A 23,128-nucleotide genomic window follows, 5' to 3' on the forward strand; every position below is an offset into this window, starting at 1 on the left:
GTCCCGGACCGCCGACGTCGCAGGAGGTCGCGTGTCCGAAACGCCAGTGCCCGACGAGCTACCGAGCGAGGACGACGAGCGGCTGAGCCGCCGCCGGATCATCGGCACCGGCGCGGCTCTCGGCGGGGCGGCTCTCAGCGGGGCGCTCGCCGCGACGGTGGGCGGGGCGGCCCGAGCCGAGCAGGGCAACGCGATGCCCGCGTCGGCGGCCGATACCAAGCTGGACACCGACTCGCATCTGTACCACCTGACCTCCGCCGAGCCGGACCGCTACGACGGCGGCACGTTGCGCGGCGCGCACGAGGGCACCTTTCCGGTGCTGACCGGTCAGCAGGCGTCGGTCTATTTCGTCGAACTGGAGGTAGGCGCCATCCGGGAGCCGCATTGGCATCCGACCGCGTGGGAGCTCAACTACATCATTTCCGGCAAGGCCGACTGGACGATCCTCGGTACCCATCCCGACGGCACCTATCGCAACGACGTCTTCGAGGCGAAGCAGGGCGATCTGGTGTTCGTGCCGCAGGGCTTCTTCCATTACTTCGGTAATTCGAGTACCGAACAGTCTCTGCAGGTCCTGGTGGTTTTCAATACCAGCGCGCAGGAACCCAACGACGACATCGGCATCGTGGCCACCGTGAATTCGCTGCCGAGGGAGATTCTCGCGGCCGCGTTCGGTGTTCCGGTCGCGGCGTTCGGCAGCATCCCGACCGAGGTGCGGCCGGTGGTGATCACCAGGCGTAAGTAGTTGCCGCACTACGGAATACGAATGCCAGATCCCGCGCCGGTGTCCTGGACCCAGTCGAGCAGTACGCGTTGCCGCTGCACCTGATGGCGACGGTTGTACTGGCCGCTCAGCTGCTCTGCTCTTCGGGCTCGGCGTCGACTTCGCCGCGAGATCAACGTGCTCAATTCACCGGCCGGGGCGATTCCCCGCGTCACCGCCCAGTCGACCACGGCGCGGAACCATTGCCGTTCGGTGTGCACCACCCAGGTATAGACGACGGCGAAGATCAGGATGTACAGGATCGTCCTGGCGAGAATCGAGCCGATCGGGATGTTCGCCGGGCTCGGCGCGTCCCACCCGAAATGCAGTGCGGCACCGAGCAGATAGAACGTGACACAGACCTGCGCGCGCCGACCGGCCGACCAATCCGATCGCGCCACCGCCAGCACGATGCCGATGCCGGCGAGCGCGGTCAGCATCCAGTGCGAGGTGAGGCCGGTGAGCAGTCGCACGATGCCGACCAGCACCGCGGTCGCCGAATTGTCCTGCGCTGACAGCAATCCGGCGTTGGCCGAGTAGGTGATGTTCTCGACGACCTGGAAGCCGAGGCCGGTGCAGCCGCCCAGCAGCAAGCCGTGCATCGGTCGATTCAGCAATGGCCGGGCGAGCCACGCGACGGCGAACACGCCGATGCCCTTGACTGCCTCCTCCACGATCGCTGCGGAAATCGGTGCCTGCCAGTCGATGGCGAACGCGTCGCCGGCCAGGTTCTGGATGATGCGCATGTTGTTGTCGTTGGCGAACATCGCGATGCCTGGCCCGGCCAGCGCACCCCAGAGAAAGCCCAGGACCAGCGGTGTCCGGATTCGCCGCCGCGCGCGCAGCCGATCCAAATGCAGGACCAGCCCACCGAATACGAGCAGGGTCGCGAGCGTGAACGGCAGGCCGACCAGGATGTCGCGCCAGGTCAGCGCTACCACCGGGGCCAGTTGGAGCACCAGCCCGGCTAGCCCTAGGAACGAGATCAGACAGTAGGCCCAGAACAGCGCCGACTTCGGCTGGAACCATCTCATCGCCGCACCGTCAGCGTTTCCAGGACCGGCGTCAGCTCGGGCAAGGTGGCGTCGTCACCGATGAGCACCAGCGTGACCGCCAGTTTCTCGTTGCCGACGATGGCGCACACCCCGGCTCGGTCCGTGCCGCGACAGGTCCGCCCGCTGAATCCGTTCGGCGTCTTGACCTCTCCACCGTCGAAATCCGCCTTGAAACCCTGCGCACCAAGCACTTTCAACCGCCAGTCCGCCGCATCGGCGAAGTCTGTGACGCCGTCGATCACACTGACCGCCAGTCGCGAACCATCCGGAGCAATCAGCACGGCCGTCGTCCGATCCCCCGTCGGCCTGCGCTGCCACCCGCCGACGCCACCGAACCCGACCGTGTCGGGCTCCTCCCCCGGCGCCGTCACCTTGATCTCCGCATCGGGGGCAACCGCCGTCTCCCGTGTCGGCACCAGCGCGGCGACCGCCGACGGCACCGCGAGCAACGCCGCGACCACCGCGATCACCAGTCCGGCCTGTCTCCAGTCATGCCCGGTCCGGATCGGCCAACTCATGCACATGCTCCCATCGAGGGTCCGCTGCGCCCATCGAAAACTGCCACCGACCAGCGGCGCAGCCAGCTCAACGATAAGCGAGCCCCCGCAATCTGCCCGCGAACACGCCCACCGCACCGCGCCAACCCACAGCAGACCGCAAACAATCCGCTCCCCGTCTTCGCCCTGGGCGCCTACCAGCCCCTCCGCCCCGTCGTCACTACAGTTGTACGACATATTGTACGAGTTAGATGTACGGTATGTCGTACAACTTCTTAGGGGTGATTGCTGATGTCGGCGCTACCGATCTCGACCGTTCGTCAGGACTTGTTCGGAATGGTGAAGAAGGTCAATGACGACCACGATCAGGTGACGGTGGTCACGAAGACCGGTGAGAATGCCGTGCTCGTGGCCGAGTCCGATTGGAACTCGATCATGGAGACCTTGTACGTGCTCCAGACCCACGGCGGCGCGCGATTGCTGGCCTCTGCCGAGGACGCACGGGCCGGGCGCACGGCAGCCCACGCCCTGATCGACCCGGACGACGAGACGGCGGCCGAACCGCCGACACGCGCCTTCATGCTCCGGCGCGGTGACGTGATCTGGGCGATCGAGCCAAAGCTCCACAACGAATCTGCCACCGATGACGACGTACCGGACAAGCTTCTCGTCGAGGGCGCGAAGCAATACGCGGTTGTGCCGGGTGCGGCGCTGTGGGCAATCGTGGAAAAGGTCTATGCCGACAACGCCGGAGCAACCAACTCTGCGGATCGCTTCAAGCGTTTTGTGGAGGAGTTGCAGTCTCGCGTAGCCGAAAACGACTTTGTGTCATTGCTGGAGACCGACGACCCGGACGACACAACCGAAATTCCCGGGTCTGTACGTCCGCGCCGACGGAAGGCGTGATGGCGTGGCCGATCGGAAGTTGATGTTCACCGCCCAGGGGTGGCGTAGCTATTCATCCTGGCTGCCGCGGGATCGTGCGGTACTGAAGGCGGCGAACAAGATGATCAACGCCGTGCTTGCCGATCCGTTCGCCGGGATCGGCAAGCACGCGCCGCTGCGGTATCAGCTTGCCGGGCACTGGTCGCGGCGGATCAGCCACGAGCGCCGGTTGATCTACTACGTCACCGATACCGAGGTTGTCATCGTGCAGGTGGGAAGCCACTACGACGACTGATTCGCGCGATTGGTATCGACTACTTCGCCCACAGCGAACGTGGGGAAGTATTCGGAACAAAGGAGAAAGTCCCGGGGTTGAGTTGGTATCGCTCAACTTTTGGAAGGGTCGAACACGTGACTACACCACAGAACCTGCCGGTGCTGTTCCTGACCGATCCGATCGTGCTGCCGGGCATGGTCGTGCCCATCGAACTGGACGAATCGGCGCAGGCCGCCATCGATGCCGCGCGCGCAGCCAAGACCGACGCGGTGCTGCTGGCGCCGCGGCTCACCGAGGGCTATGCCTCCTACGGCGTGGTCGCCACTATCGAACAGGTCGGCCGGATGCGCGGTGGCGCACCGGCGGCCGTGCTGAAGGCGGAACGGCGCGCGAAGATCGGGCACGGGGTGACCGGGCCGGGCGCCGCGCTGTGGGTCGAGGCCGAGCCGGTCGAGATCCCCGCGCCGGACGGCCGGACGAAAGAACTTGCCGCCGAATACAAGAAGCTGGTCGTCTCGGTACTGCAGCGTCGCGAGGCCTGGCAGATCATCGACGCGGTCAATCAGCTGACCGACCCGTCGGCGATCGCCGACACCGCGGGCTACGCGCCGTACCTGACCGACGATCAGAAGCGCGAACTGCTGCAAACCCCCGACGTCATCCAGCGGTTGAACACGCTGATCGAGTGGACCAAGGACCACATCGCCGAGGCCGAGGTCACCGAGAAGATCAGTGACGACGTCCGCGAGGGCCTGGAGAAGAGCCAGCGCGAGTTCCTGCTGCGCCAGCAGCTCAACGCGATCCGCAAGGAACTCGGCGAGGGCGAGCCCGACGGCGCCGACGACTACCGCACCAGGGTCGAGCAGGCCGACCTGCCGGACAACGTCCGCGAAGAGGCGCTGCGCGAGGTCGGCAGGCTGGAGCGGTCCAGCGATCAGAGCCCGGAAACCGGTTGGATCCGGACCTGGCTGGACACCGTGCTCGAGTTGCCGTGGACGGTGAAAACCACCGACAGCACCGATGTTTCGGCCGCCCGCGCGGTGCTCGACGCCGATCACCACGGTCTGGACGAGGTCAAGGACCGGATGGTCGAGTACCTGGCGGTGCGTTCCCGGCGGGCCTCACGTGGGCTCGACATTGTCGGCGGCCGCGGCTCCGGCGCGGTGCTCGCGCTGGTCGGCCCGCCCGGTGTCGGCAAGACCTCGCTCGGCGAATCGGTGGCCCGTGCCATGGGCCGCAAGTTCGTGCGCGTCGCCCTGGGCGGCGTGCGCGACGAGGCCGAGATCCGTGGCCACCGGCGCACCTACGTCGGCGCGCTGCCCGGCCGGATCGTCCGCGCCATCAAGGAGGCGGGTTCGATGAATCCCGTTGTCCTGCTGGACGAGATCGACAAGGTCGGCTCGGATTTCCGTGGCGACCCGGCGGCGGCGCTGCTCGAGGTGCTGGATCCGGCGCAGAACCACACGTTCCGCGATCACTACCTGGATCTGGATCTGGACCTGTCCGACGTGCTGTTCATCGCGACCGCCAACGTCATGGACACCATCCCCGGCCCGCTGCTGGACCGGATGGAGCTGATCACCGTCGACGGCTATACCGAGGACGACAAGGTCGGCATCGCCCGCGACTTCCTGGTGCCACGGCAGCTGGAGCGCAACGCGCTGACCACCGACGAGGTGACCGTCACCGACGAGGCGTTGCGCGAGATCGCCGCCAACTACACCAGGGAAGCCGGCGTGCGGCAGATGGAGCGCCTGATCGCGAAGGCGTTGCGTAAGGCCGCGACTCGCCTGTCCGAGGACGGAACCAGCACGCCCGCAGGCGATCTCGGCTACGAGTCCGAGCTGGGTTACGACGCTTTGGTGAAGTCCGAGAGCGGCCTGCAGAAGTCGCTGACGATCGACCTGGGTGACCTGAAGGAATACCTGGGCCGCCCACGCTTCACCCCCGACTCGGTGGAACGCACCGCGGTCCCGGGCGTGGCGACCGGCCTCGCGGTCACCGGCCTCGGTGGCGATGTCCTCTACATCGAGGCCAACGCCGCGGAGGGTGAGCGCTCGCTGACCCTGACCGGTCAGCTCGGCGATGTGATGAAGGAGTCCGCGCAGATCGCATTGACCTACGTGCGCTCGCATCTGGCGGAGATCGGCATCGAACCGTCGGTGCTGGATCGCAATATCCACGTGCACTTCCCGGCGGGCGCGGTCCCCAAGGACGGACCGTCGGCGGGCGTCACCATGGTCACCGCGCTGGTGTCGCTGGCACTGGGCAGGCAGGTGCGCGCCGATGTCGGCATGACCGGTGAGGTCACGCTGAACGGGCGGGTGCTGCCGATCGGCGGCGTCAAGCAGAAGCTGCTCGCCGCGCAGCGGGCCGGCCTGAAGACGGTGTTCATCCCGGCTCGCAACGAGCCGGACCTGGACGACGTCCCGGCCGAAGTGCTTGCCGCACTGGAGGTTCGCCCCGTCGCCGACGTGGCCGACATCCTGGCCTACGCCATCGAGCCGGTCGCCGAGCCGGCGCTGGACGGACGGGCCTTCGCGGCCACCGCCTGACGTGCGGGAAAAGGGCCGGGCACCTCGGGTGCCCGGCCTTTCTCGTGTAATCGGCATGCAAGGGCGGTGCAAGTGGACGGGCCCAAGATCGGTGCATGACTTCGACGCAGCAGGTGCCCGTTCTCATCGTCGGCGGTGGTCTGGTCGGACTGTCCGCCGCCCTCTTCCTCGAATATCACGGGGTGCCCTTCGTGCTCGTGGAGAAGCGGACCGGTGCATCGGTACTGCCACGCTCCCGCGGCGTGCACACCCGGACCATCGAGTTGTTCCGGCAGCTCGGCATCGAAAATCGGGTCCAGCAGGCCGCCGCGACCGCGATGAAGGCCGGACGATTCGGCGGCGCGAGCCGGGGCGCCACGCTGCTGGCCGCCGAGCAACTCGAGCTGGCCAATTTCATGAAGAGTTTGCAGAACCCGGAGCCGAGTCCGTCCAGCTTCTGTTTCCTGCCGCAGGCGCAGCTGGAGCCGCTGCTCATCGAGGTGGCCCGCGGGCGCGGCGGTGACCTGCGCTTCGGCGTCGAGCTGAGCGAATTCGAGGCCACCGATCGCGGTATAACCGCCACGCTGCGCGATCGGACCGGCGCGACCTCGATCATCCAGGCCGACTACCTCATCGCCGCCGACGGCGCGGGCAGCCCGATCCGGCGAGCGCTCGGCATCACCGGTTGGGAGCTGCCGCCGACGCATCACTACCTCAACCTTTTCGTGCGGACCGATCTCGCCGAGGTGCTGAACGGCCGCACCTTCAGCCAGTGCGAGATCACCAACGACAAGGTGCGTGGGCTGGTGCTGGCGAAGAACAACACCGACGAGTGGTCGTTCCACCTCGAATACGATGCCGTGCGTACGGATCTCGCCGACTATCCGACAGAACGCTGCGTCGAGCTGGTCCGTGCCGCGATCGGCGTACCCGACATCGAGGTCGAAGTGCTGGCGAAAACCGCATGGGACACCGGTGTTTTCGTCGCGGACGAGTACCGTAGCGGCCGGGTCTTCCTGGTCGGCGACGCCGCGCACCGGCACGCGCCGTGGGGTGGTTACGGCGCGAACACCGGAATCGCCGACGCGCACAACCTGATCTGGAAACTGGCGGCGGTGCTGTCCGGCACGGCAGCGCCCGCACTGCTCGACAGCTACCAGCCCGAGCGACGCCCGCGCGCACTGATCGCCGCCGAGCAAGCCCGGCTCGGCACCGACTTCGCCACCCGCTACGGCATCGAAACCCCGGACAACGCAGCCGATCTCGCCAGTCAGCTGAGTACCAACACGGTGATGACCCGGTACCGGTATGTCTCGGCCGCTGTCCTGGGCGGCACCGCCGATGCACCGCATGTCGACCAGCTGACCGGCCAGGTCGGTACCCGGGTGCCGCATCTGTGGATCGACGGGTCGCAGCGGATCTCGACGCTGGATCTGAACGGTCCCGGCTTCGCGCTGCTGGTGACCGGCACCTGTGCCGGATGGCGCGACGCGGTCGGCGAAGCCCAGTGGGACACCGGAATCGACATCACGGTGCACGCGCTACCCGTCGCCGAATGGTTCGCGCGCACCGGCCTGCCCGAGGGCGGCGCGCTGCTCGTCCGGCCGGACGGGATCGTCGCCGGCCGCTCCGACGAAGGTCTGTGCCCGAGCACACTCACCGCGGCGCTGTGCCGGATCGTCGGCGGGTTGTCCAGCGGTGCAAGGTCTCTCGATGACGCAACCGCCGGTGCCTGATCTGGGCGGCACTGCGACGACTGTCACGCGTGACCGGTTAATGCCACCAGCTATCTCCCGATCGCGCCGTCCGGGGCGATAGTCGAACGTGACCCGGCAGGTCAGGCCGGACGCGGCCGGCGGAGCAGCCAGGCCAGGAAGGAACGGCGCGGCGGCCGCGGGTACCGCACGCTGAGGGAACCGGAGCCGACCTTCCCGTCGACCCGCAGTACCGGCGCACCGGGCAGCAGTGGCTCGGTCGCGCGGTTCGACACGCTGCCGCTCTTGGTCCGCACCCGATCGACATCGACCCGCCAGCCGCGCGGCACGATCAGCTTGATGCTGCCGGAGCCCGCAGTGGCATGCAGCGCGATCTCGGTGTGTGCGCAGAGTGCCTGGGTGAAGTCGAAAGTGATGCTGCCGGAACCACACTCGGCAGTGAGCTCGGCGGGGACGACCCACTGCCCGCGCTTGTCGCGCGACCCGCTTTTGGTGCGCAACTCGATCGGCTCGGTGGCCGTCGGCAGATCCGCGGTGACCGCGACCAGTTCGGCGCTGGTCTGGGCCGCGTAGGCCAGGACGAGTCGCCGGTCCAGTTCCAGCACATCCAGGCGGCCCTCGGTCACCGCGATGTGCAGCCGTCGTACCGCCACCTCCCGGTCGGTGTCCGCGACCCGGACCGCGGGCAGCGCGCCGGGCTTGTCCTGCGCATCGGTCATCGATCTGCTCCTTGCTCGTGCTCAGGGAAATCGTACGGCCATGATCCCGCTCGACGCCGCCGTCGGCGGCCGATCGCGCCGGTATTCCGGCTGCTTGTCACACCGGTGGGGTAAGACGGTCTTATGGCCAGATGGCTGTTGCATGTCGATCTCGATCAGTTCCAGGCGGCGGTGGAGTTCCGCCGCCACCCGGAGCTGCGCGGCCTGCCGGTCATCGTCGGCGGTAATGGTGACCCTGCCGAGCCGCGCAAGGTCGTCACCTGCGCGTCCTATCCGGCACGGGCGTTCGGCGTGCGGGCCGGGATGGCGCTGCGCAGCGCCCAGCGCAAGTGTCCCGAGGGCGTGTTCCTGCCCTTGGACATGACCAGCTACGAGGAGGCGTCCGACGAGGTGATGTCGCTGCTGCGCACCTTTCCCGGCCGCGTCGAGGTGTGGGGCTGGGACGAGGCGTTCCTCGCTGCCGACACCGGCGACCCGGAGGCGCTGGCCCGCGAAATCCGCAGCGCCATCGAGCAATTGGAGCTGTCCTGCTCGATCGGCATCGGCGACAACAAGCTCACCGCCAAACTCGCCACCGGATTTGCGAAAGCGACCGGCAAGTCGGCCGCAGGCCCGGCCACCGACGCGGGGGCGGCCGCCGGAGTCTTCCGCCTCACCGCCGCGAACTGGACCGAGGTCATGGCACACCGCCCGACAAATGCGTTGTGGGGCATCGGCACTCGAATCGCCACCCGCCTCGCCGACCTGGGCATCAACACCGTCGCCGACCTGATGGCCGCCGACCGGCACCGCCTCGCCGCCGAATTCGGCCCGAACACCGGCCCCTACCTCTGGGTCCTCGGCCACGGCAAAGGCGACACCGACGTCACCACCGAACCCCGAATCCCGGTGGGCCGCAGCAAATCCGAGACCTTCCCCCACGACCTCACCGACCCCGTCGAAATCCGCGCCCAGGTGGCCCGCCTGGCCACCGAGGTAGCCGAGGAAATGGCCGAAGCGGGCCGCATCGGCACCCGAGTCTCGGTCACCGTCCGCACCAACACCTTCTACACCCGCAGCAAACAGGAGAAACTGCCGACCCCCACCATCGACCCCGCCCAAATCACCGAAACCGCCCTCCGCATCATCGACCGCTTCCCCCTGGACCGCCCCATCCGCCTCCTCGGCGTCCGCCTCGAACTCGTCCCGGAGTAGACCGGGCCACGTCGATTCGCGGGCGGTGGGAGCTGCGCGGGTGGGGGCGGACGATCGTATGCTCGTCGGCATGGAGTTCTGGGCGATGGTGGCGCATGAATCGGATAGCGGGATCGTGCTGACCAAGCAGGAGGTCGGGGAGGAATTCCTCGGGGCTGGTGAGGTCACGATCAAGGTGCATTTCTCCAGCGCGAACTACAAGGACGGGTTGGCGATCACGCCGGGGGGTGGGGTGGTGCGCAAGTATCCGATCATTCCCGGCATCGACATCACCGGCGAGGTGGTTTCGTCGGAGGACGACGACTTCGCCCCGGGCGACCTGGTGGTGGCGCACGGCTACGACATCGGGGTTTCGCAGAACGGCGGGTTCGCCGAGTACGCCAGGGTGCCTGCCGACTGGGTGGTGAAGCTGGACGGCCTGAGCCCCAGGGACGCCGCCGCGCTCGGCACCGCGGGCTTCACCGCGGGACTGAGCGTGCAGTCGCTGCTCGACCGCGGCATCACCCCGGAGACGGGCTCGGTGCTGGTCACCGGCGCGACGGGCGGCGTCGGCAGCGTGAGCATCGACATCCTGTCGGGGCTCGGCTTCGAGATCATCGCCTCGACCGGCAAGGCCGACGCGGGCGATCTGCTCAGTGAACTCGGCGCGAACGAGATCATCGGCCGCCTGCCCGAGGATCCCGACGCCAAGCCGCGCCCGCTGAACAAGGCCCGCTGGGCCGCCGCGGTGGACAGCGTCGGCGGCAAGTCGCTCGCCTACATCCTCAGCGCCATCGGCTACGGCGGCGCGGTCGCGACCAGCGGCCTGACCGGTGGCTCGGGTCTGCCGACCACCGTGCTGCCGTTCATCCTGCGCGGCGTCGCGCTGCTCGGCATCGACTCGGTGTTCGTCCCGATCGAGAAGCGTCGCGAACTGTGGACCCGCCTCGCCAACGAACTGCGCCCGCAACATCTTTCGTCGCTCACCCAGTTCGCGTCGATCACCGACGCGGCCGAGGTCCTGCATTCGATCCAGAGCGGTACCCACACCGGACGCACCGTGTTCAACGTCCTCGGCGAATTCTGAACGGACAGTACGACAGCGAAAGACCGGCTCGATCATCGAGCCGGTCTTTCGCCGTATTCGGTTGTCCTACTGGATGAGTGCCGCTTCCTCGAGCACCTCCGCCGGAGCGGTCTTGTTGTTGCGCATGACGAACAGGGCGACGATTGCTCCGGCCAGGATTCCGGCACCACCCGCGATAAAGCTGACCGACATGGCGGTGGTGAACGCTTCGCGCGCAGTGCCGAGGAGTTCGCTGTCGCCGGTCCGCGCGGCCAGCGCCAGCGCGTCGCCGATCGAATGCCGGGCGAGCTCCGGGGTCGAATCCGGCATGCTGCTGGTGAACGTGCTGGACAGGATGCTGCCGAGCACCGCGATGCCGAGGGCGGCCCCAGCCTGCTGAATGGTGTCGTTCAACGCGGACCCGACACCGGCCTGCTCCGGCGGCACGGCCCCCATCAGCGCCGCGATGGCCGCGGGCTGCGCCAGGCCCGCGCCGGCACCGAGCACCACCAGCGCAATGGACAGCACGCCGAACCCAGTGTCCGCGGACAGACCGGCCAGCAGGCCGAGCCCGACGGTCGAGACGAGCATGCCGGTGACGGCCAGCGTGCGGTTGCCGACCTTGCTGCCCAGACCGGCGCCCAGTCCGTTGAACACGATGGAGGCGGCCATCATCGGAATGAACGCGAGCCCGGCCTTGGTCGGCGAGTAGCCGAGCACGAACTGCAGGTACTGGGTGAGCACCAGCAGCAGACCACCATTGGCGACCTGCACCAGCGTCAGCGACAGACTGCCACCGGCGAAGTCATGGTTGCGGAACAGGTCCAGCGGCACCATCGGATGCTCGACGCGCTTCTCCCACACGATGAACGCGACCAGGCTTACCACGGCGATGGCCAGCGTGACCAGTGTGGACGCGTGATCGAAACCGCCCTTGGGGAATTCGATGATGGTCCAGACCAGCGCGATCATCCCGACCATGGACAGCACCGCACCGGGCACATCCGGCTTGGTCCACGGCCCCTTGGATTCCGGCATCAGCGCCAGCGCGGCGATGATGGCAACGGCCGTGACCGGGATATTGATCAAAAACGCTGCACCCCACCAGAAGTGCGCGATCAGCACGCCGCCGAGCACTGGACCGCCGACCAGACCGAGCACCGAGGCGGCACTCCAGAAGCTCATCGCCTTACGCCGCTCCTCGTCGTCGAACACCGTGATCAGGATCGACAGCGTGCTCGGCAGCACCAGCGCACCACCGATGCCCATCACGGTGCGCGCCACGATCATCTCGATCGGGCTGGCGGCCAGCGTGGCCCCGAGCGAGGCAACGCCGAACAGGACGAGCCCGATCAGCATCACCCGCCGTCTGCCGAACCGATCGGCGAGGCTGCCCGAGGTGAGCAGTAGGCCCGCGAAAACGAGGATGTAGGAGTCCAGGATCCACTGGATGTCCTGGGCGCTCGCGTGCAGATCCTCGGCCAGTGCCGGCACCGCGACGGCCAGCACGAAATTGTCGATGACCAGGACCAGCGTGCTGAGGCACAGCACGATCAGAATCCACCAGCGTCTCGGGTTGCGGGTCTCGATCGCGTTCATCGGTAGCTCTCTTCTCACGGTGTTGCGTACGTCGTTCTCTTGTTGCGAACACTGTACGCAGACTTTGAGGACGTTCGCAAGTGCGAACATTGTGCGCTAGGCTGGTGGCAACGGAAGGGAGTCGACGTGGCCGTCGAAAAGCAGCAGGTCGGATCGGTATGGACGCGTCCGCGCAAGGGGCGGGAGCAACCCGCGCTGACCAGGGAGCAGATCGTGGCCGAGGCCGTCGTTCTGCTGGACGCCGAGGGCATGGAGGCGCTCACCATGCGCCAACTCGGCGCCCGGCTGAACGCCGGTGCGACGTCGCTCTACCGGCACGTCGCCAATCGCGACGAGCTGATCGAACTGGTCGTCGACGAGGTCTACGGCGAGATCCGAGTACCCGAGATCGCCGACCCGGCGGCCTGGCGCTCGGCCACCGAGGACTGTGCGGAAAGCCTGCGCGCGATGATCCTGCGGCACCCGTGGATGGCATCGACCCTCGGTCAGGTCGGGTTGTCCTACCTGGGCCCGAACGTCATGCGGCTCAACGACGGCCTGGTCGGACTGTTCGAAGCGGGCGGATTCCCGGCGGCCGAGACCAGCGACGCCATCAGTGTCGTCATGAGCTACGTCGTCGGGATGGGGATCAGCGAGGCCGCCTGGCTGGCTCTACTCGCCCGTTCCGGGCAAACGGAGCGGGAGTTCGTCGCCGCGTTGCGCCCTGCCGCCGAGGAAGCCGCCAAGGACTATCCCAGGTTTCAGCAGGAAGATTGGGACACGGACCCGATCGAGCGGCGGGATCGGAAGTTCCGCTACGGCCTGGACCGCGTACTGGACGGGCTCGACGCTCGCCGGGATTGAGCCGAAACCCGCGGCCGCGGAACTGCTCAGTGCCAGGTGTGATCGGTGAGCGGCGTGCGCGGACCGAACTTCGGCTTGTGCGCCTGCCCGCTGATCTCCAGCAGTCGTACCGCCCGATAGCGGTGCGGCCGAAGCGGTTCCAGGTATTCGACCATCGTGTCGTCATCGATCGGGTGGCCGAGCAGGGTCCAGCCGACGATGGCCGCGAGATGGAAATCGCCGACCGACAACGCATCCGCGTCGCCGAACGCGCGCTGCGCGGTCTCGGCGGCGGTCCACACGCCGATTCCCGGGATCGTCCGCAGCCTGCGGGCGGCTTCGGCCGGGTCGACACCGGCGGCCCGCTCCAATGAGCTCGCCACCCTGGCGACCCGCACGATCGTCTGCGCCCGCTGCGGACCGACGTTGGCCCGATGGAAGGCCCAGGACGGCACCCGCCGCCAGGTATCGGCGTCGGGTGGCAACCGCAGGCCCTCCGGCGCCGGGCCGGGCGCGGGATCGCCGAACTGCCGCACCAGCTTTCGCCACGAGCCGCGGGCCGAGATGGTGTGCACCTTCTGCTCCAGCACCGCGGGGATCAGCGCCTCGAGCACCAGGCCGGTGCGCAGCATGCGCAGGCCGGGGAAGCGCCGATGCGCCTCGACGATCTTGGGGTGGTCCGGGACGAAGCCGTCCATGTTCTCGTCCAGGCACAGCATGTGGTCGAGTCCGTCGAGGAATTCCTCGGCGCCCGGACCCCAGGCGCGGCCCTGCACCGAGGACGGTCCGGATTGCGTCAACCGGTAGGTGACCGGGCCCGATGACATGCGTGAGGCGTGCCAGTGCGCGCCGTCGGCGGTCGTCTGATGGCACGGATCACCGGTGCCGCGGCGCAGCGGCGCGATCGTGCACGCCAGGTCGATCGGGTGGTCGGACGTCACGGTTCTGGCCAGGCCGGTTGGCTCACCTACCGGCTCGACCATCGCGTTACGCATCGGACCATTCTGCCCGATGACGCGGCCCGGAATGCGCGCCCGTCCGCGCTCGGTCGAGAAACTATTCGCGCGCAACACAATTCGCCGCTATCCGATGCCGAATATGCATCATCGCAGGTACCCGGTATTTTGTAACGCTAAGAATGGACGTGGCGATATTGGTTCGATCGGCAAACAGCTGGCAGTCGCCACATGGAGGTATCGAATGATCACCAACTTGCTCAACTGGTTGCTCAGCGCCTGGGGCGGTGTTTCCGCAGGCAGTTCGGGTTATCAGATTCCGCCGGGCACCCTGCCGTTCGGCAGCTGACCGGTCGCGCGCACACGCCGGGACCCGTCGTCCCGGCGAGTGCGCGAAAGTCTCACCGCTCCAACAGGAGTTGGGCCAGGTGGCGGCTTCGGCGGCCGGCCAACTGTGCGGCCTGGGTGCGGCAAGAGAAGCCGTCCGCGAGGAAAGTCGACTCGCTGTCGGCGGTACGCAGCGCGGGTAGCAGGCCGTTCTCGGCCACCGCGACCGAAATGTCGTAATGGTCCCGCTGCATTCCGAAGTTTCCCGCGAGACCGCAACAGCCGGTGATTTCAGTCACATTGATTCCCATTGTGGCTAATAGCTGGCGATCGGTCTCGAATCCGAGAATCGCATGGTGATGACAATGCGGCTGAACCAGCACGGTCCGGCCCGGCCATTGCGGCGGTTGCCAGTCCGGTTGTTCGGTCAGAAACTCGGCGAGCGTGCGCACCGCGCGTGCGGTGGCCGCTGCGCGCGGGTCCTCCGGTAGCAGTTCGGGCAGATCCGACCGCAGCACCGCGGTGCAGGACGGTTCCAGCCCGACCACAAGGCCGCCGCCGCGCACATGCTCATCCAGCGCGTCCAGCGTGGCGCGCAGCCGCGCGCGGGCACCGTCCAGTTGACCGGTGCTGATCCAGGTGAGCCCGCAGCACACGCGTCGCGCGGGAATGCGCACCCGGTAGCCGAGCGACTGCACCAATTGCGCTGCCGCCAGAGCTATCTCAGGATCGAAGGCGTCGGTGAAGGTGTCGACCCACAGCATTACCTCGGGCCGCTCAGTATCGGTTTCCGGTGCGGCGGTAGGACTCTCGGCCGCATCGAGCTCATCCACCGACACCGCGGGCGGAACAACTCCGCCGAGGTCACGCCACCTGCGCCGAAAGCTGCGCTCCGCCAGTCGTGGTACCTCTCGGCGCGGGTCAATGCCCGCCGCGCGCAATCCGATTCGGCGTAGCACCGAGTTGTCCGCCAGCGCGTTGGCGGCGCGCGGCATCCGGGTCGCCGCCGCCAGCCAGCGCGGCAGCCAACCGAGCGAGTAGTGATCGAGGGGCCGTGGCCGGTGCCGGTATCGGCGGTACAGCGCCTCGGCCTTATAGGTGGCCACGTCGACGCCCGCCGGACAGTCGGAGCGACATGCCTTGCAGGACAGGCACAGATCGAGCGACTCGGCGACCGCCTCGGACGACCATGGCAGCGCGCCGCGGACCACCTCCTGCAGCACCCTGGCCCGGCCGCGGGTGCTGTCCTTCTCATCCTTGGACGCCAGATACGACGGGCACATGAAACCACCGGTCGCGCGCGTATCGGCACGGCACTTGCCGACTCCCACGCAGCGATGCACCGCCGTACTCAGATCGCCGTGATCGTGCGGGAAGGCGAAGCCGCCCGAGGCGGGGACCAGTGGTAGCCCGGCCAGTCGCAGGTCGGCGTCGATCGGCCGCGGCGCGACCAGCACGCCGGGGTTCAGCACATCGGCGGGATCGAAAATGGCCTTGTATCCGGCGAATACGTCGAGCACCCGGCGGGAGTACATGAGTGCGAGCAACTCCGAGCGAGCGCGACCGTCACCGTGCTCACCGGAGAGGGAACCACCATGCCGCACAACCAGTTCGGCGGCGTCGAACAGGAACCGCCGAAAGCGTTGCGGCGCATCGGCGATCGGCAGATCGAGGCGCACGTGGATGCAGCCGTCACCGATGTGCCCATACAGCAATCCATCCACACCGTGCTCGCGCGTCAGGTCGGCGAAGTCACGCAGGTAATCGCCGAGCCGCTCCGGCGGCACCGCCGCGTCCTCCCAGCCCGGCCAGGCGGGCTGCCCGTCCGGCGTGCGACCGGCCAGGCCCGCTCCGTCCGCCCGGATGTGCCAGAGTGCCGCCGCGGCAACGGGATCGGTGACGATGCGCGAGTCCAGCGCATCGACCGACCCGCGCAGTTGTTCGGCGATGGCCAGCGCCTCGGCGGGGGTGTCGCCCGCGGTCTCCACGAACAGCCATCCGCCGCCGCGCGGCAGGTCTGGAACGGCGCCGCGATGGGCCCGGACGGTATCTACGAGCCGCGCGTCGATGCCCTCGACCGCGGTGGGCTCGCACGCCATCACCGCGGCGACATTGTCTGCGGCCGTGGCGATATCGGGGTAGCCGAGCACCGTCAGCACCGCGGCTTTCGGCAGCGCGACCAGCTCGACCGTCGCGTCGAGCAGCAGCCCACAGGTGCCCTCGGATCCGACGAACGCCTTCGCCACCGCCGAACCGCGTTCGGGCAGTAGATGTTCGAGCCCGTAGCCGGACGCCTGACGTTCGAAGCGACCGAGCTCGGTGCGCAGCACCGCGAGATGTGCGCCGGTGAACTCGGCCAGACCCGGCAGCACCGACAGATCGTTGGCGAGTGTCCGCTCGACGCCGGTCCCGTCGAGAATCCGTAGCACTCGCACCGTGTCCGAGGTGCGTCCCCAGGCGACCGCACGCGGGCCGCAGGCGTTGTTGCCGATCATGCCGCCGAGGGTGCACCGGTTCTGCGTGGACGGATCCGGCCCGAACCGCAGCCCGTGCGGCCGAGCCGCGCGTTGCAATTCCGACAGCACCACACCGGGCTGTACCCGGGCGATCCGCGCCTGCGGATCCACCTCCAGGATCCGATTCATATGCCTGCTGAAATCCAGCACCAGCCCGGGGCCGATGGCATTACCCGCCACCGAGGTCCCGCCACCGCGTGCGGTGACCGACAGCCCGTTCTCCGTGGCGACCGCCAGCGCGACGGCCACGTCCTCGTCCGTCCGGGGAAAGACAACGGCCCGCGGCGGTACGCGATAATTGGAGGCGTCCGACGAATACTCCGCCCGCCGGCGGTCGGAGGCGTCGACCTCACCGTCGAGCCTGCCGCCCAGCACCTCCACCACCCGGTCCTTGGTCACCTGGCCAGCCTAAGCGCGGGTACGGAAATTTCGCTGAGCGCGGAATCGGAATCCGGCGGAAACGACTTGCTCTCAACCATTGTTGAGGTCTTAGTGTCAGTGCCGAAGGCTTTGATGGGTGGGGAGCGAGAGGGAGATAAACGTGAGTATCGAATCGGTGGCCTGGAGCCAGATGTACCGGCGGGCCAACGCGCCGCAGGAGCAGCGGCAATTCAGCCTGGCCACCGCGCGCCGCATCCTTCGATTCGCCGCGCCACATCGGCGCCGGATCGGGGTGTTCCTGCTGCTCAGCGTCGTCTCGGCACTGCTTGCGGTGGCCACGCCGGTGCTGGCGGGCCGAGTGGTCAACACCATCATCGGCGGTTCGGCGCCGCGGGTGGTGGTCACCCTCGCGCTGATCATCGCGGTCCTTGCGGTCTTCGATGCCGCGCTCGGGTTGGGCATCCGCTGGTTGTCTTCGCGCATCGGTGAGGGCCTGATCCTGGATCTGCGCACCGCCGTCTTCGATCACGTGCAGAAGATGCCGATCGCGTTCTTCACCAGGACGCGAACCGGCGCACTGGTCAGCCGGTTGAACAACGACGTGATCGGCGCCCAGCGCGCGTTCAGCGACACCCTGTCCGGCGTGGTCGCCAACCTGGTGACCCTCGCACTCACCCTCGGCGTGATGCTCAGCATCTCCTGGCAGATCACCCTGATCGCACTGGTCCTGCTGCCGGTGTTCGTGCTGCCCGCCCGGCGCATGGGCAACCGGCTGGCCGATATGCAGCGCGAGGCCGCCAAGTTGAACGCCGCCATGAGCACCCAGATGACCGAGCGGTTCTCCGCGCCCGGCGCGACGCTGGTGAAACTCTTCGGGCGCCCGCAGCAGGAATCCGGCGAGTTCGAGGTGCGCGCCCGCCGGGTGCGCGACATCGGCGTGCGCACCTCGATGCTGCAGACCATTTTCGTCACCTCGCTCACCCTGGTGTCGGCGCTGGCCGTCGCCCTGGTCTATGGGCTCGGCGGCTGGTACGCGCTGCGCGGCCAGCTGGACGCCGGCGCCGTCGTCGCCCTGTCGCTGCTGCTGACCAGGCTCTACACGCCACTGACCGCACTGGCCAGCGCCCGCATGGAGGTAATGGCCGCGCTGGTGAGCTTCGAGCGCGTCTTCGAGGTGCTCGACCTGCAGCCGCTGATCGAGGACGCACCCGACGCGGTGTCGGTGCCGGACGGGCCGGTCGCCGTCGAACTGGACAACGTCACGTTCGGCTACCCGTCCGCCGACAAGGTGTCGCTGGCCTCGCTGGAGGACGTCGCGACCCTGGACACCCGCGGCGGCGTCGACGTACTGCACAACGTGTCGCTGCGCGCCGAGCCCGGCCAGCTCATCGCGCTGGTCGGCTCGTCGGGCGCCGGTAAATCCACTGTCGCCCAGCTGGTTTCCCGGCTGTACGACGTGGACGGCGGCGCGGTCCGGCTGAACGGCACCGACGTGCGCGACCTGACCACCCAGTCGATCCGGGAGACGGTCGGTCTGGTCACCCAGGACGGGCACCTGTTCCACGACACCATCCGGGCGAATCTGCTGCTCGCCCGCCCGGAGGCGCAGGAGTCGGAACTGTGGGACGCGTTGCAGCGGGCCCGGTTACGTGATCTGGTCGACTCGCTGTCGGACGGTCTGGACACCGTGGTCGGCGAGCGCGGCTACCGCCTCTCCGGCGGTGAACGCCAGCGCCTCACCATCGCCCGCCTGCTGCTCAAGCAGCCGCGCGTGGTGATCCTGGACGAGGCCACCGCCTCGCTCGACTCCACCTCGGAAGCCGCAGTGCAGGAAGCACTCTCGGAGGCCCTGGACGGCCGGACCGCACTGGTGATCGCGCACCGCCTGTCCACCATCCGCGCGGCCGATCAGATCCTGGTGATGGAGGACGGTCGAATCATCGAGCGCGGCACGCACACTGAGCTCCTGGCGGAAGAGGGCCGCTACGCCGAGCTGTACCGCACCCAATTCGCCGACGAACCGGCGCCGGCCGCCGCCTGACCAGGGAGCGGCCCAATCGCTGAGTGCTGCAAACACACTCGGCCATTGGGCCGCCGACGGCCGCGGTGCGGAGCTGTATCGCGCCTGGCGCGCAGGACAGTAACCGTCGCCACGCGATAAACCCGGTCAGGTAACGGGCTCGGGATAATTGAGCCCATCGCTCTCGTGACGCGTCGATCGAAGTCATAAACCGTTCAGCACCACCGATTCCGACACACCGATATGCAAGATATCGAGGTGCGGCATCCGCTGAGTGGCCGCGCGTATGTTCTTTCTGCGGTCGAAGAAAGCGTGCGACGAGCGAAAGGACGGTAATGGCGGTCCAGCAGCCGAAAACGGCCGATGTGGTGATTATCGGCGGCGGCATTGTCGGCGTATCGACCGCCTTGCAATTGGCGAAACGCGGGATCCGCGACATTGTCGTGGTCGAACGGGAACAGTTGGGTGCGGGCGCGACCGGGAAATCGGGCGCCCTCATTCGCTGCCACTACGCGAATGTTCCGGAGGCCCGCCTCGCCCACGAGAGCCTGCGCGTCTTCCGTTCCTGGGACGATGAGGTCGGTGCCGGTTCGCCCGACTTCGATCCGGTCGGCTTCCTGCGTCTGGTGGCGCCGAGGGACGAACCTCAGTTGCGCGCGAATGTCGCGGCGCAGCAGGCGATCGGGATCGAAACGAGCGTCGTCACCGCCGATGATCTGCGCGCAATCGAACCGCTGATCCGCACCGACGATCTGACCGTCGCGGCGTTCGAGCCCGGTTCGGGTGTCGCCGATCCCAACGGCGCGCTCTACGGTTTCGCCGAGGCCGCAAGGGAACTCGGCGTGACCATCCTGACCGAGACACCCGCGATGGAGATCGTGACGCGCGGCGACCGCGTCACCGGCGTGGTCACGTCGGCAGGACCGATCTCGACGGGGACCGCCGTGCTCGCCGCCGGTGCGTGGTCCGATCAACTGCTGCGCCCACTCGGTCTCGACTTCGGCCTGGTGCCGGTGCGCACCCAGGTGGTGATCTTCCGCTGGCCCGCCGCCGCAGGCCACGAACGCAGGCATCGGGTCATCGTCGACTCGGCCCGCGGCTCCTGGTTCCGGCCCGAGGCGGGCGCCGCGACACTAGTCGGCGTCGGATCGGCGGCCCGCCCGACCAATCCGGACGAGATCGACGAAACCATCGATGCTGCGGCGATCGCCCGCGCCAGAGCTGCGATGGCGCACCGCTTCCCGAGCTTCGCCGCGGCGACAATGCGCGGTGGCTGGGCCGGTACCTACATGCGCAGCCCGGACGGCCATCCCATCATCGATCAGGCGCCGACCGTGCCCGGTCTCTGGGTGATGACCGGTGACAGCGGCACCTCCTTCAAAACCGCACCCGCGATCGGCATCTGCCTGGCCGAATGGATCACCGACGGCGCCCCGAAGCTGGTCGATCTCGCACCGTTCCGGTCGACCCGATTCGCCGACGGTCAACTATGGGTCGACGACAATCCGTACACCGATCCCGCCGATCTCACTGTTTCGCATTGACCGCCAAGACGACTCGCTGAGAATTATCTTCGAGGTGGAATTCCGATATCCCCCTACGAGATACGTGAATGGACCGCTGTTCGTCGAATTCCTATATAGCGCTGTCTGCTACTGGCTTGCTTGATCCGCGTGGCAGGTCGTGTCCTCGGCAGGCAACGTCCCCGCACCGAAATAGGTGTTGATCGCATCGTTCACACAGGAGCTGAGCCCAGGCCGAAATGTCATGTGAATCCGCACATCCTGCAACGTAACCAGCCGCGACCCGGACATGTCCTGATGCAGCCGAACCGCATGGCCGTACGGAGTCCGCGGGTCCCCGGTCGAATTCAGGATGAGCGCGGGCACCGCATTGCGCACCACGGTGGCCGGTTCGACCGGCCCCGCCCAGAACGCGCACGGCTGGATGTTGCTCGCCAACGCCCCGAACACCGGCTGCGTCGCCCGGGTCTGCTCGATATTGCGCCAGTACCAGCCCGGATCCCGCGGTGCCCCAACGTCTCCGCAGGCGATCTGCGCCAACGTCGAATCCTCGCCGTCCCGCAACGACTCGACAATCGCCGCGAGCCACGGCGTACGCGCCTTGGTCGGCGGGCCGCCCACCGCATCGGCGATCTCTCGCACCACATCGGCCAGCTTCTCGTTCAGCCGGAAGTTCATCAGCATCCCGTGCAGCAGGAACGGCAGCCAATGATCGTCGACCGCGAAGCCGTCGAAGACGACCGGTTGCCGCGCCACGCTGCGCACCAGCCCCTCCACCGTGGCCCGCACCTGCTGCGGCGTCGCACCGAGGCGGTAGGTGTCGTCCTTCGTCGCCGCCCAGATCGCCCAGTCGTCCAGGGCACGCTCGTTCGCCGGACCCCAATCCTGCACGAGCCCTTCCCAATACCGATCCGGATCGATCGCGCTGTCCAGCACGATCCGCCCGCTGCGCTCGGGGAACATCTGCGTGAACACCGCGCCGAGGTAGGTGCCGTAGGACAGCCCGAAGTAGTCGATCGTCGGCTCGCCGAGCACGCCGCGCACGACGTCCATGTCCCTGGCGGTATTGCGAGTGGTGAACTGGCGCATCATCTCCGGGTCGTGCACCAGGCAGCCCGCGGCCATGCCCACCGACTGCACGGTGTCGTGCACGAACCCGAGCGGATCCAGACCGGCCGAGCGGATCATCTCGCCCACCGGCCAGCCGCACCGCGGACTCCGCCCCGACTCCCCGACCCCGCGGGGATCCATCCCGATCAGGTCGTGCGTAGCCGTGACGTCCGGCGTCAGCACATCGCCGAGCAGGTCGATGCTGTCCAGTCCTTCGCCGCCGGGCCCGCCGGGGTTGGCCAGCAGAATCCCTTGGCGCCGCGCCGGATCGGTGGCCTTGACCCGCGATATCGCCACGGTCATGGTCCGGCCGTCCAGCCTGCCGTAGTCGAGTGGCACCTGTACGTCGGCACACTCGCCGCCGGCTTTGTCCAGATTCGCGATCTCGCAGGGATGCCACTGCAGCTGCTGGCCGTAGAAGCGTTCCATGCCGCCTGGCTTTGCCTCGCCGCCCGGCGCCGCATTGCTGTACACCGGCACCGCGGCCAGCACCGAAACCGCAACTACTGCCACCGACCGCCGGAATACCCGAACCAACACCACACTCGCCTCTCACATACCGTCTCGCGCAGAGAACGGTAGCGGATCGGCCCGGCTTCGGTCAGGTGTAGCTCAGGACGGCAGCGCCCGCTCGTCGAGCACGCAGCGGCCCGCCTCGACCAGCGTCGCCCGCGCCCGGCGCCGCACCCGGCACCGATCCACCGTGCAATCGAGGTGCAACTGCATGGCCGCATGGGCCTGGTCGATATTCAGCACGCCCGGATCGGTGCCGCAGGCCAGCATCGCCGCCACATGCATATTCAGATTGGTGAGTTGCATCAGGCGACTCCCGCCGGATGCGCGCCGACGCTCCAGCGATGTCGGGCCGGGTGCGGACGTTCCTCGGGCCACGAGGATTGCCGCACCGCCATGCCGACCGCCTCCAGCGCGGTCAGCCCGACCTCGTCGGCGAGGTCGCCGACCAGGTCGAGCAGCGCGGGCACCACCTCGGCAACCCGCAGCGCGGCCACGGCCTGCTCGCACGTCAGGGTGCGGCCGGGCAGGTAGGAAACCACCCAGCTCCCGTGTCCGACGCTGCGCGCGCGATGCGCGGTGAGATCGCTGGTCATCAAGGACGACGCAATGACATGTACAGCCATGACTCCTCGTTCCTGCGGGCGACTCGTGCTGAGTGCCCGGAAGTCTCGAGG

At 67.8% G+C, this 23,128-nt stretch carries 19 protein-coding genes; 10 read left to right on the forward strand and 9 right to left on the reverse strand.

The window, feature by feature from the left end; translation table 11 throughout:
• Positions 1-31: 31 nt before the first annotated feature.
• Positions 32-745 (forward strand): cupin domain-containing protein, encoded by a 714-nt coding sequence (locus ABZ942_RS09190; protein ID WP_357380178.1) that lies wholly within the window; start codon positions 32-34, stop codon positions 743-745.
• 8 nt (positions 746-753) lie between these two features.
• Here the strand turns inward: ABZ942_RS09190 and ABZ942_RS09195 are convergent, their stop codons facing one another.
• Both ABZ942_RS09195 and ABZ942_RS09200 read right to left on the reverse strand, forming a co-directional pair.
• Positions 754-1,797, reverse strand: coding sequence for a PrsW family intramembrane metalloprotease (locus ABZ942_RS09195; protein ID WP_357380179.1), 1,044 nt, complete (start codon positions 1,795-1,797; stop codon positions 754-756).
• Complete coding sequence (locus ABZ942_RS09200) at positions 1,794-2,336, reverse strand: hypothetical protein (RefSeq protein ID WP_357380180.1); 543 nt, start codon at positions 2,334-2,336, stop codon at positions 1,794-1,796. Before ABZ942_RS09200 ends, ABZ942_RS09195 begins: the two co-directional genes overlap by 4 nt.
• Positions 2,337-2,606: 270 nt before the next feature.
• Between ABZ942_RS09200 and ABZ942_RS09205 the strand changes: the two genes are divergently transcribed.
• From ABZ942_RS09205 to ABZ942_RS09220, 4 genes are all read left to right on the forward strand, one after another.
• A complete protein-coding gene (locus ABZ942_RS09205; protein WP_357380181.1) occupies positions 2,607-3,221 on the forward strand; it encodes a type II toxin-antitoxin system Phd/YefM family antitoxin in 615 nt (204 codons plus the stop codon).
• Between the two features lie 4 nt (positions 3,222-3,225).
• Positions 3,226-3,495, forward strand: coding sequence for a Txe/YoeB family addiction module toxin (locus ABZ942_RS09210; protein ID WP_357380182.1), 270 nt, complete (start codon positions 3,226-3,228; stop codon positions 3,493-3,495).
• A 176-nt stretch (positions 3,496-3,671) separates the two neighbouring features.
• Positions 3,672-6,032, forward strand: coding sequence for an endopeptidase La (lon, locus tag ABZ942_RS09215; RefSeq protein WP_357380385.1), 2,361 nt, complete (start codon positions 3,672-3,674; stop codon positions 6,030-6,032).
• A gap of 95 nt (positions 6,033-6,127) precedes the next feature.
• A complete protein-coding gene (locus ABZ942_RS09220; protein ID WP_357380183.1) occupies positions 6,128-7,747 on the forward strand; it encodes an FAD-dependent monooxygenase in 1,620 nt (539 codons plus the stop codon).
• Between the two features lie 101 nt (positions 7,748-7,848).
• On the opposite strand, the gene ABZ942_RS09225 is transcribed toward ABZ942_RS09220, so the two are convergent.
• Complete coding sequence (locus ABZ942_RS09225; RefSeq protein WP_357380184.1) at positions 7,849-8,445, reverse strand: DUF1707 domain-containing protein; 597 nt, start codon at positions 8,443-8,445, stop codon at positions 7,849-7,851.
• Between the two features lie 123 nt (positions 8,446-8,568).
• On the opposite strand from ABZ942_RS09225, the gene ABZ942_RS09230 reads away from it, so the two are divergent.
• Positions 8,569-9,639: a DNA polymerase IV gene (locus ABZ942_RS09230; protein ID WP_357380185.1), complete on the forward strand. Its 1,071-nt coding sequence runs from the start codon at positions 8,569-8,571 to the stop codon at positions 9,637-9,639.
• Positions 9,640-9,709: 70 nt separating this feature from the next.
• Positions 9,710-10,705, forward strand: coding sequence for an oxidoreductase (locus ABZ942_RS09235; protein ID WP_357380186.1), 996 nt, complete (start codon positions 9,710-9,712; stop codon positions 10,703-10,705).
• Between the two features lie 66 nt (positions 10,706-10,771).
• Here the strand turns inward: ABZ942_RS09235 and ABZ942_RS09240 are convergent, their stop codons facing one another.
• On the reverse strand, positions 10,772-12,283 hold the full coding sequence (locus ABZ942_RS09240; RefSeq protein ID WP_357380187.1) for an MFS transporter: 1,512 nt from the start codon (positions 12,281-12,283) through the stop codon (positions 10,772-10,774).
• Positions 12,284-12,409: 126 nt separating this feature from the next.
• Between ABZ942_RS09240 and ABZ942_RS09245 the strand changes: the two genes are divergently transcribed.
• Positions 12,410-13,126 (forward strand): TetR/AcrR family transcriptional regulator C-terminal domain-containing protein, encoded by a 717-nt coding sequence (locus tag ABZ942_RS09245; RefSeq protein ID WP_357380188.1) that lies wholly within the window; start codon positions 12,410-12,412, stop codon positions 13,124-13,126.
• Positions 13,127-13,152: 26 nt separating this feature from the next.
• Here the strand turns inward: ABZ942_RS09245 and ABZ942_RS09250 are convergent, their stop codons facing one another.
• Together ABZ942_RS09250 and ABZ942_RS09255 are read right to left on the reverse strand one after the other, a co-directional pair.
• Complete coding sequence (locus tag ABZ942_RS09250; protein WP_357380189.1) at positions 13,153-14,100, reverse strand: DNA-3-methyladenine glycosylase 2 family protein; 948 nt, start codon at positions 14,098-14,100, stop codon at positions 13,153-13,155.
• 362 nt (positions 14,101-14,462) lie between these two features.
• The gene (locus tag ABZ942_RS09255; protein WP_357380190.1) at positions 14,463-17,303 is read right to left on the reverse strand and encodes an FAD-binding and (Fe-S)-binding domain-containing protein; all 2,841 of its coding nucleotides are present in this window, start codon (positions 17,301-17,303) and stop codon (positions 14,463-14,465) included.
• Positions 17,304-17,445: 142 nt separating this feature from the next.
• Between ABZ942_RS09255 and ABZ942_RS09260 the strand changes: the two genes are divergently transcribed.
• Together ABZ942_RS09260 and ABZ942_RS09265 are read left to right on the forward strand one after the other, a co-directional pair.
• Positions 17,446-19,326 (forward strand): ABC transporter ATP-binding protein, encoded by a 1,881-nt coding sequence (locus tag ABZ942_RS09260; protein ID WP_357380191.1) that lies wholly within the window; start codon positions 17,446-17,448, stop codon positions 19,324-19,326.
• 314 nt (positions 19,327-19,640) lie between these two features.
• Entirely contained in the window at positions 19,641-20,849 is a 1,209-nt protein-coding gene (locus ABZ942_RS09265) for an FAD-binding oxidoreductase (RefSeq protein WP_357380192.1), read from the forward strand.
• Positions 20,850-20,957: 108 nt separating this feature from the next.
• Here the strand turns inward: ABZ942_RS09265 and ABZ942_RS09270 are convergent, their stop codons facing one another.
• The 3 genes from ABZ942_RS09270 to ABZ942_RS09280 all read right to left on the reverse strand — a co-directional run bounded on the left by ABZ942_RS09270 (position 20,958) and on the right by ABZ942_RS09280 (position 23,077).
• A complete protein-coding gene (locus ABZ942_RS09270) occupies positions 20,958-22,451 on the reverse strand; it encodes an alpha/beta fold hydrolase (protein WP_357380193.1) in 1,494 nt (497 codons plus the stop codon).
• Positions 22,452-22,550: 99 nt separating this feature from the next.
• On the reverse strand, positions 22,551-22,757 hold the full coding sequence (locus tag ABZ942_RS09275) for a hypothetical protein (RefSeq protein WP_357380194.1): 207 nt from the start codon (positions 22,755-22,757) through the stop codon (positions 22,551-22,553).
• Positions 22,757-23,077: a hypothetical protein gene (locus ABZ942_RS09280; RefSeq protein WP_357380195.1), complete on the reverse strand. Its 321-nt coding sequence runs from the start codon at positions 23,075-23,077 to the stop codon at positions 22,757-22,759. The genes ABZ942_RS09275 and ABZ942_RS09280 overlap by 1 nt, the downstream gene beginning before the upstream one ends.
• Positions 23,078-23,128: the final 51 nt, after the last annotated feature.

The organism is Nocardia sp. NPDC046473, assembly GCF_040645995.1.
Taxonomy (GTDB): Bacteria; Actinomycetota; Actinomycetes; order Mycobacteriales; family Mycobacteriaceae; genus Nocardia.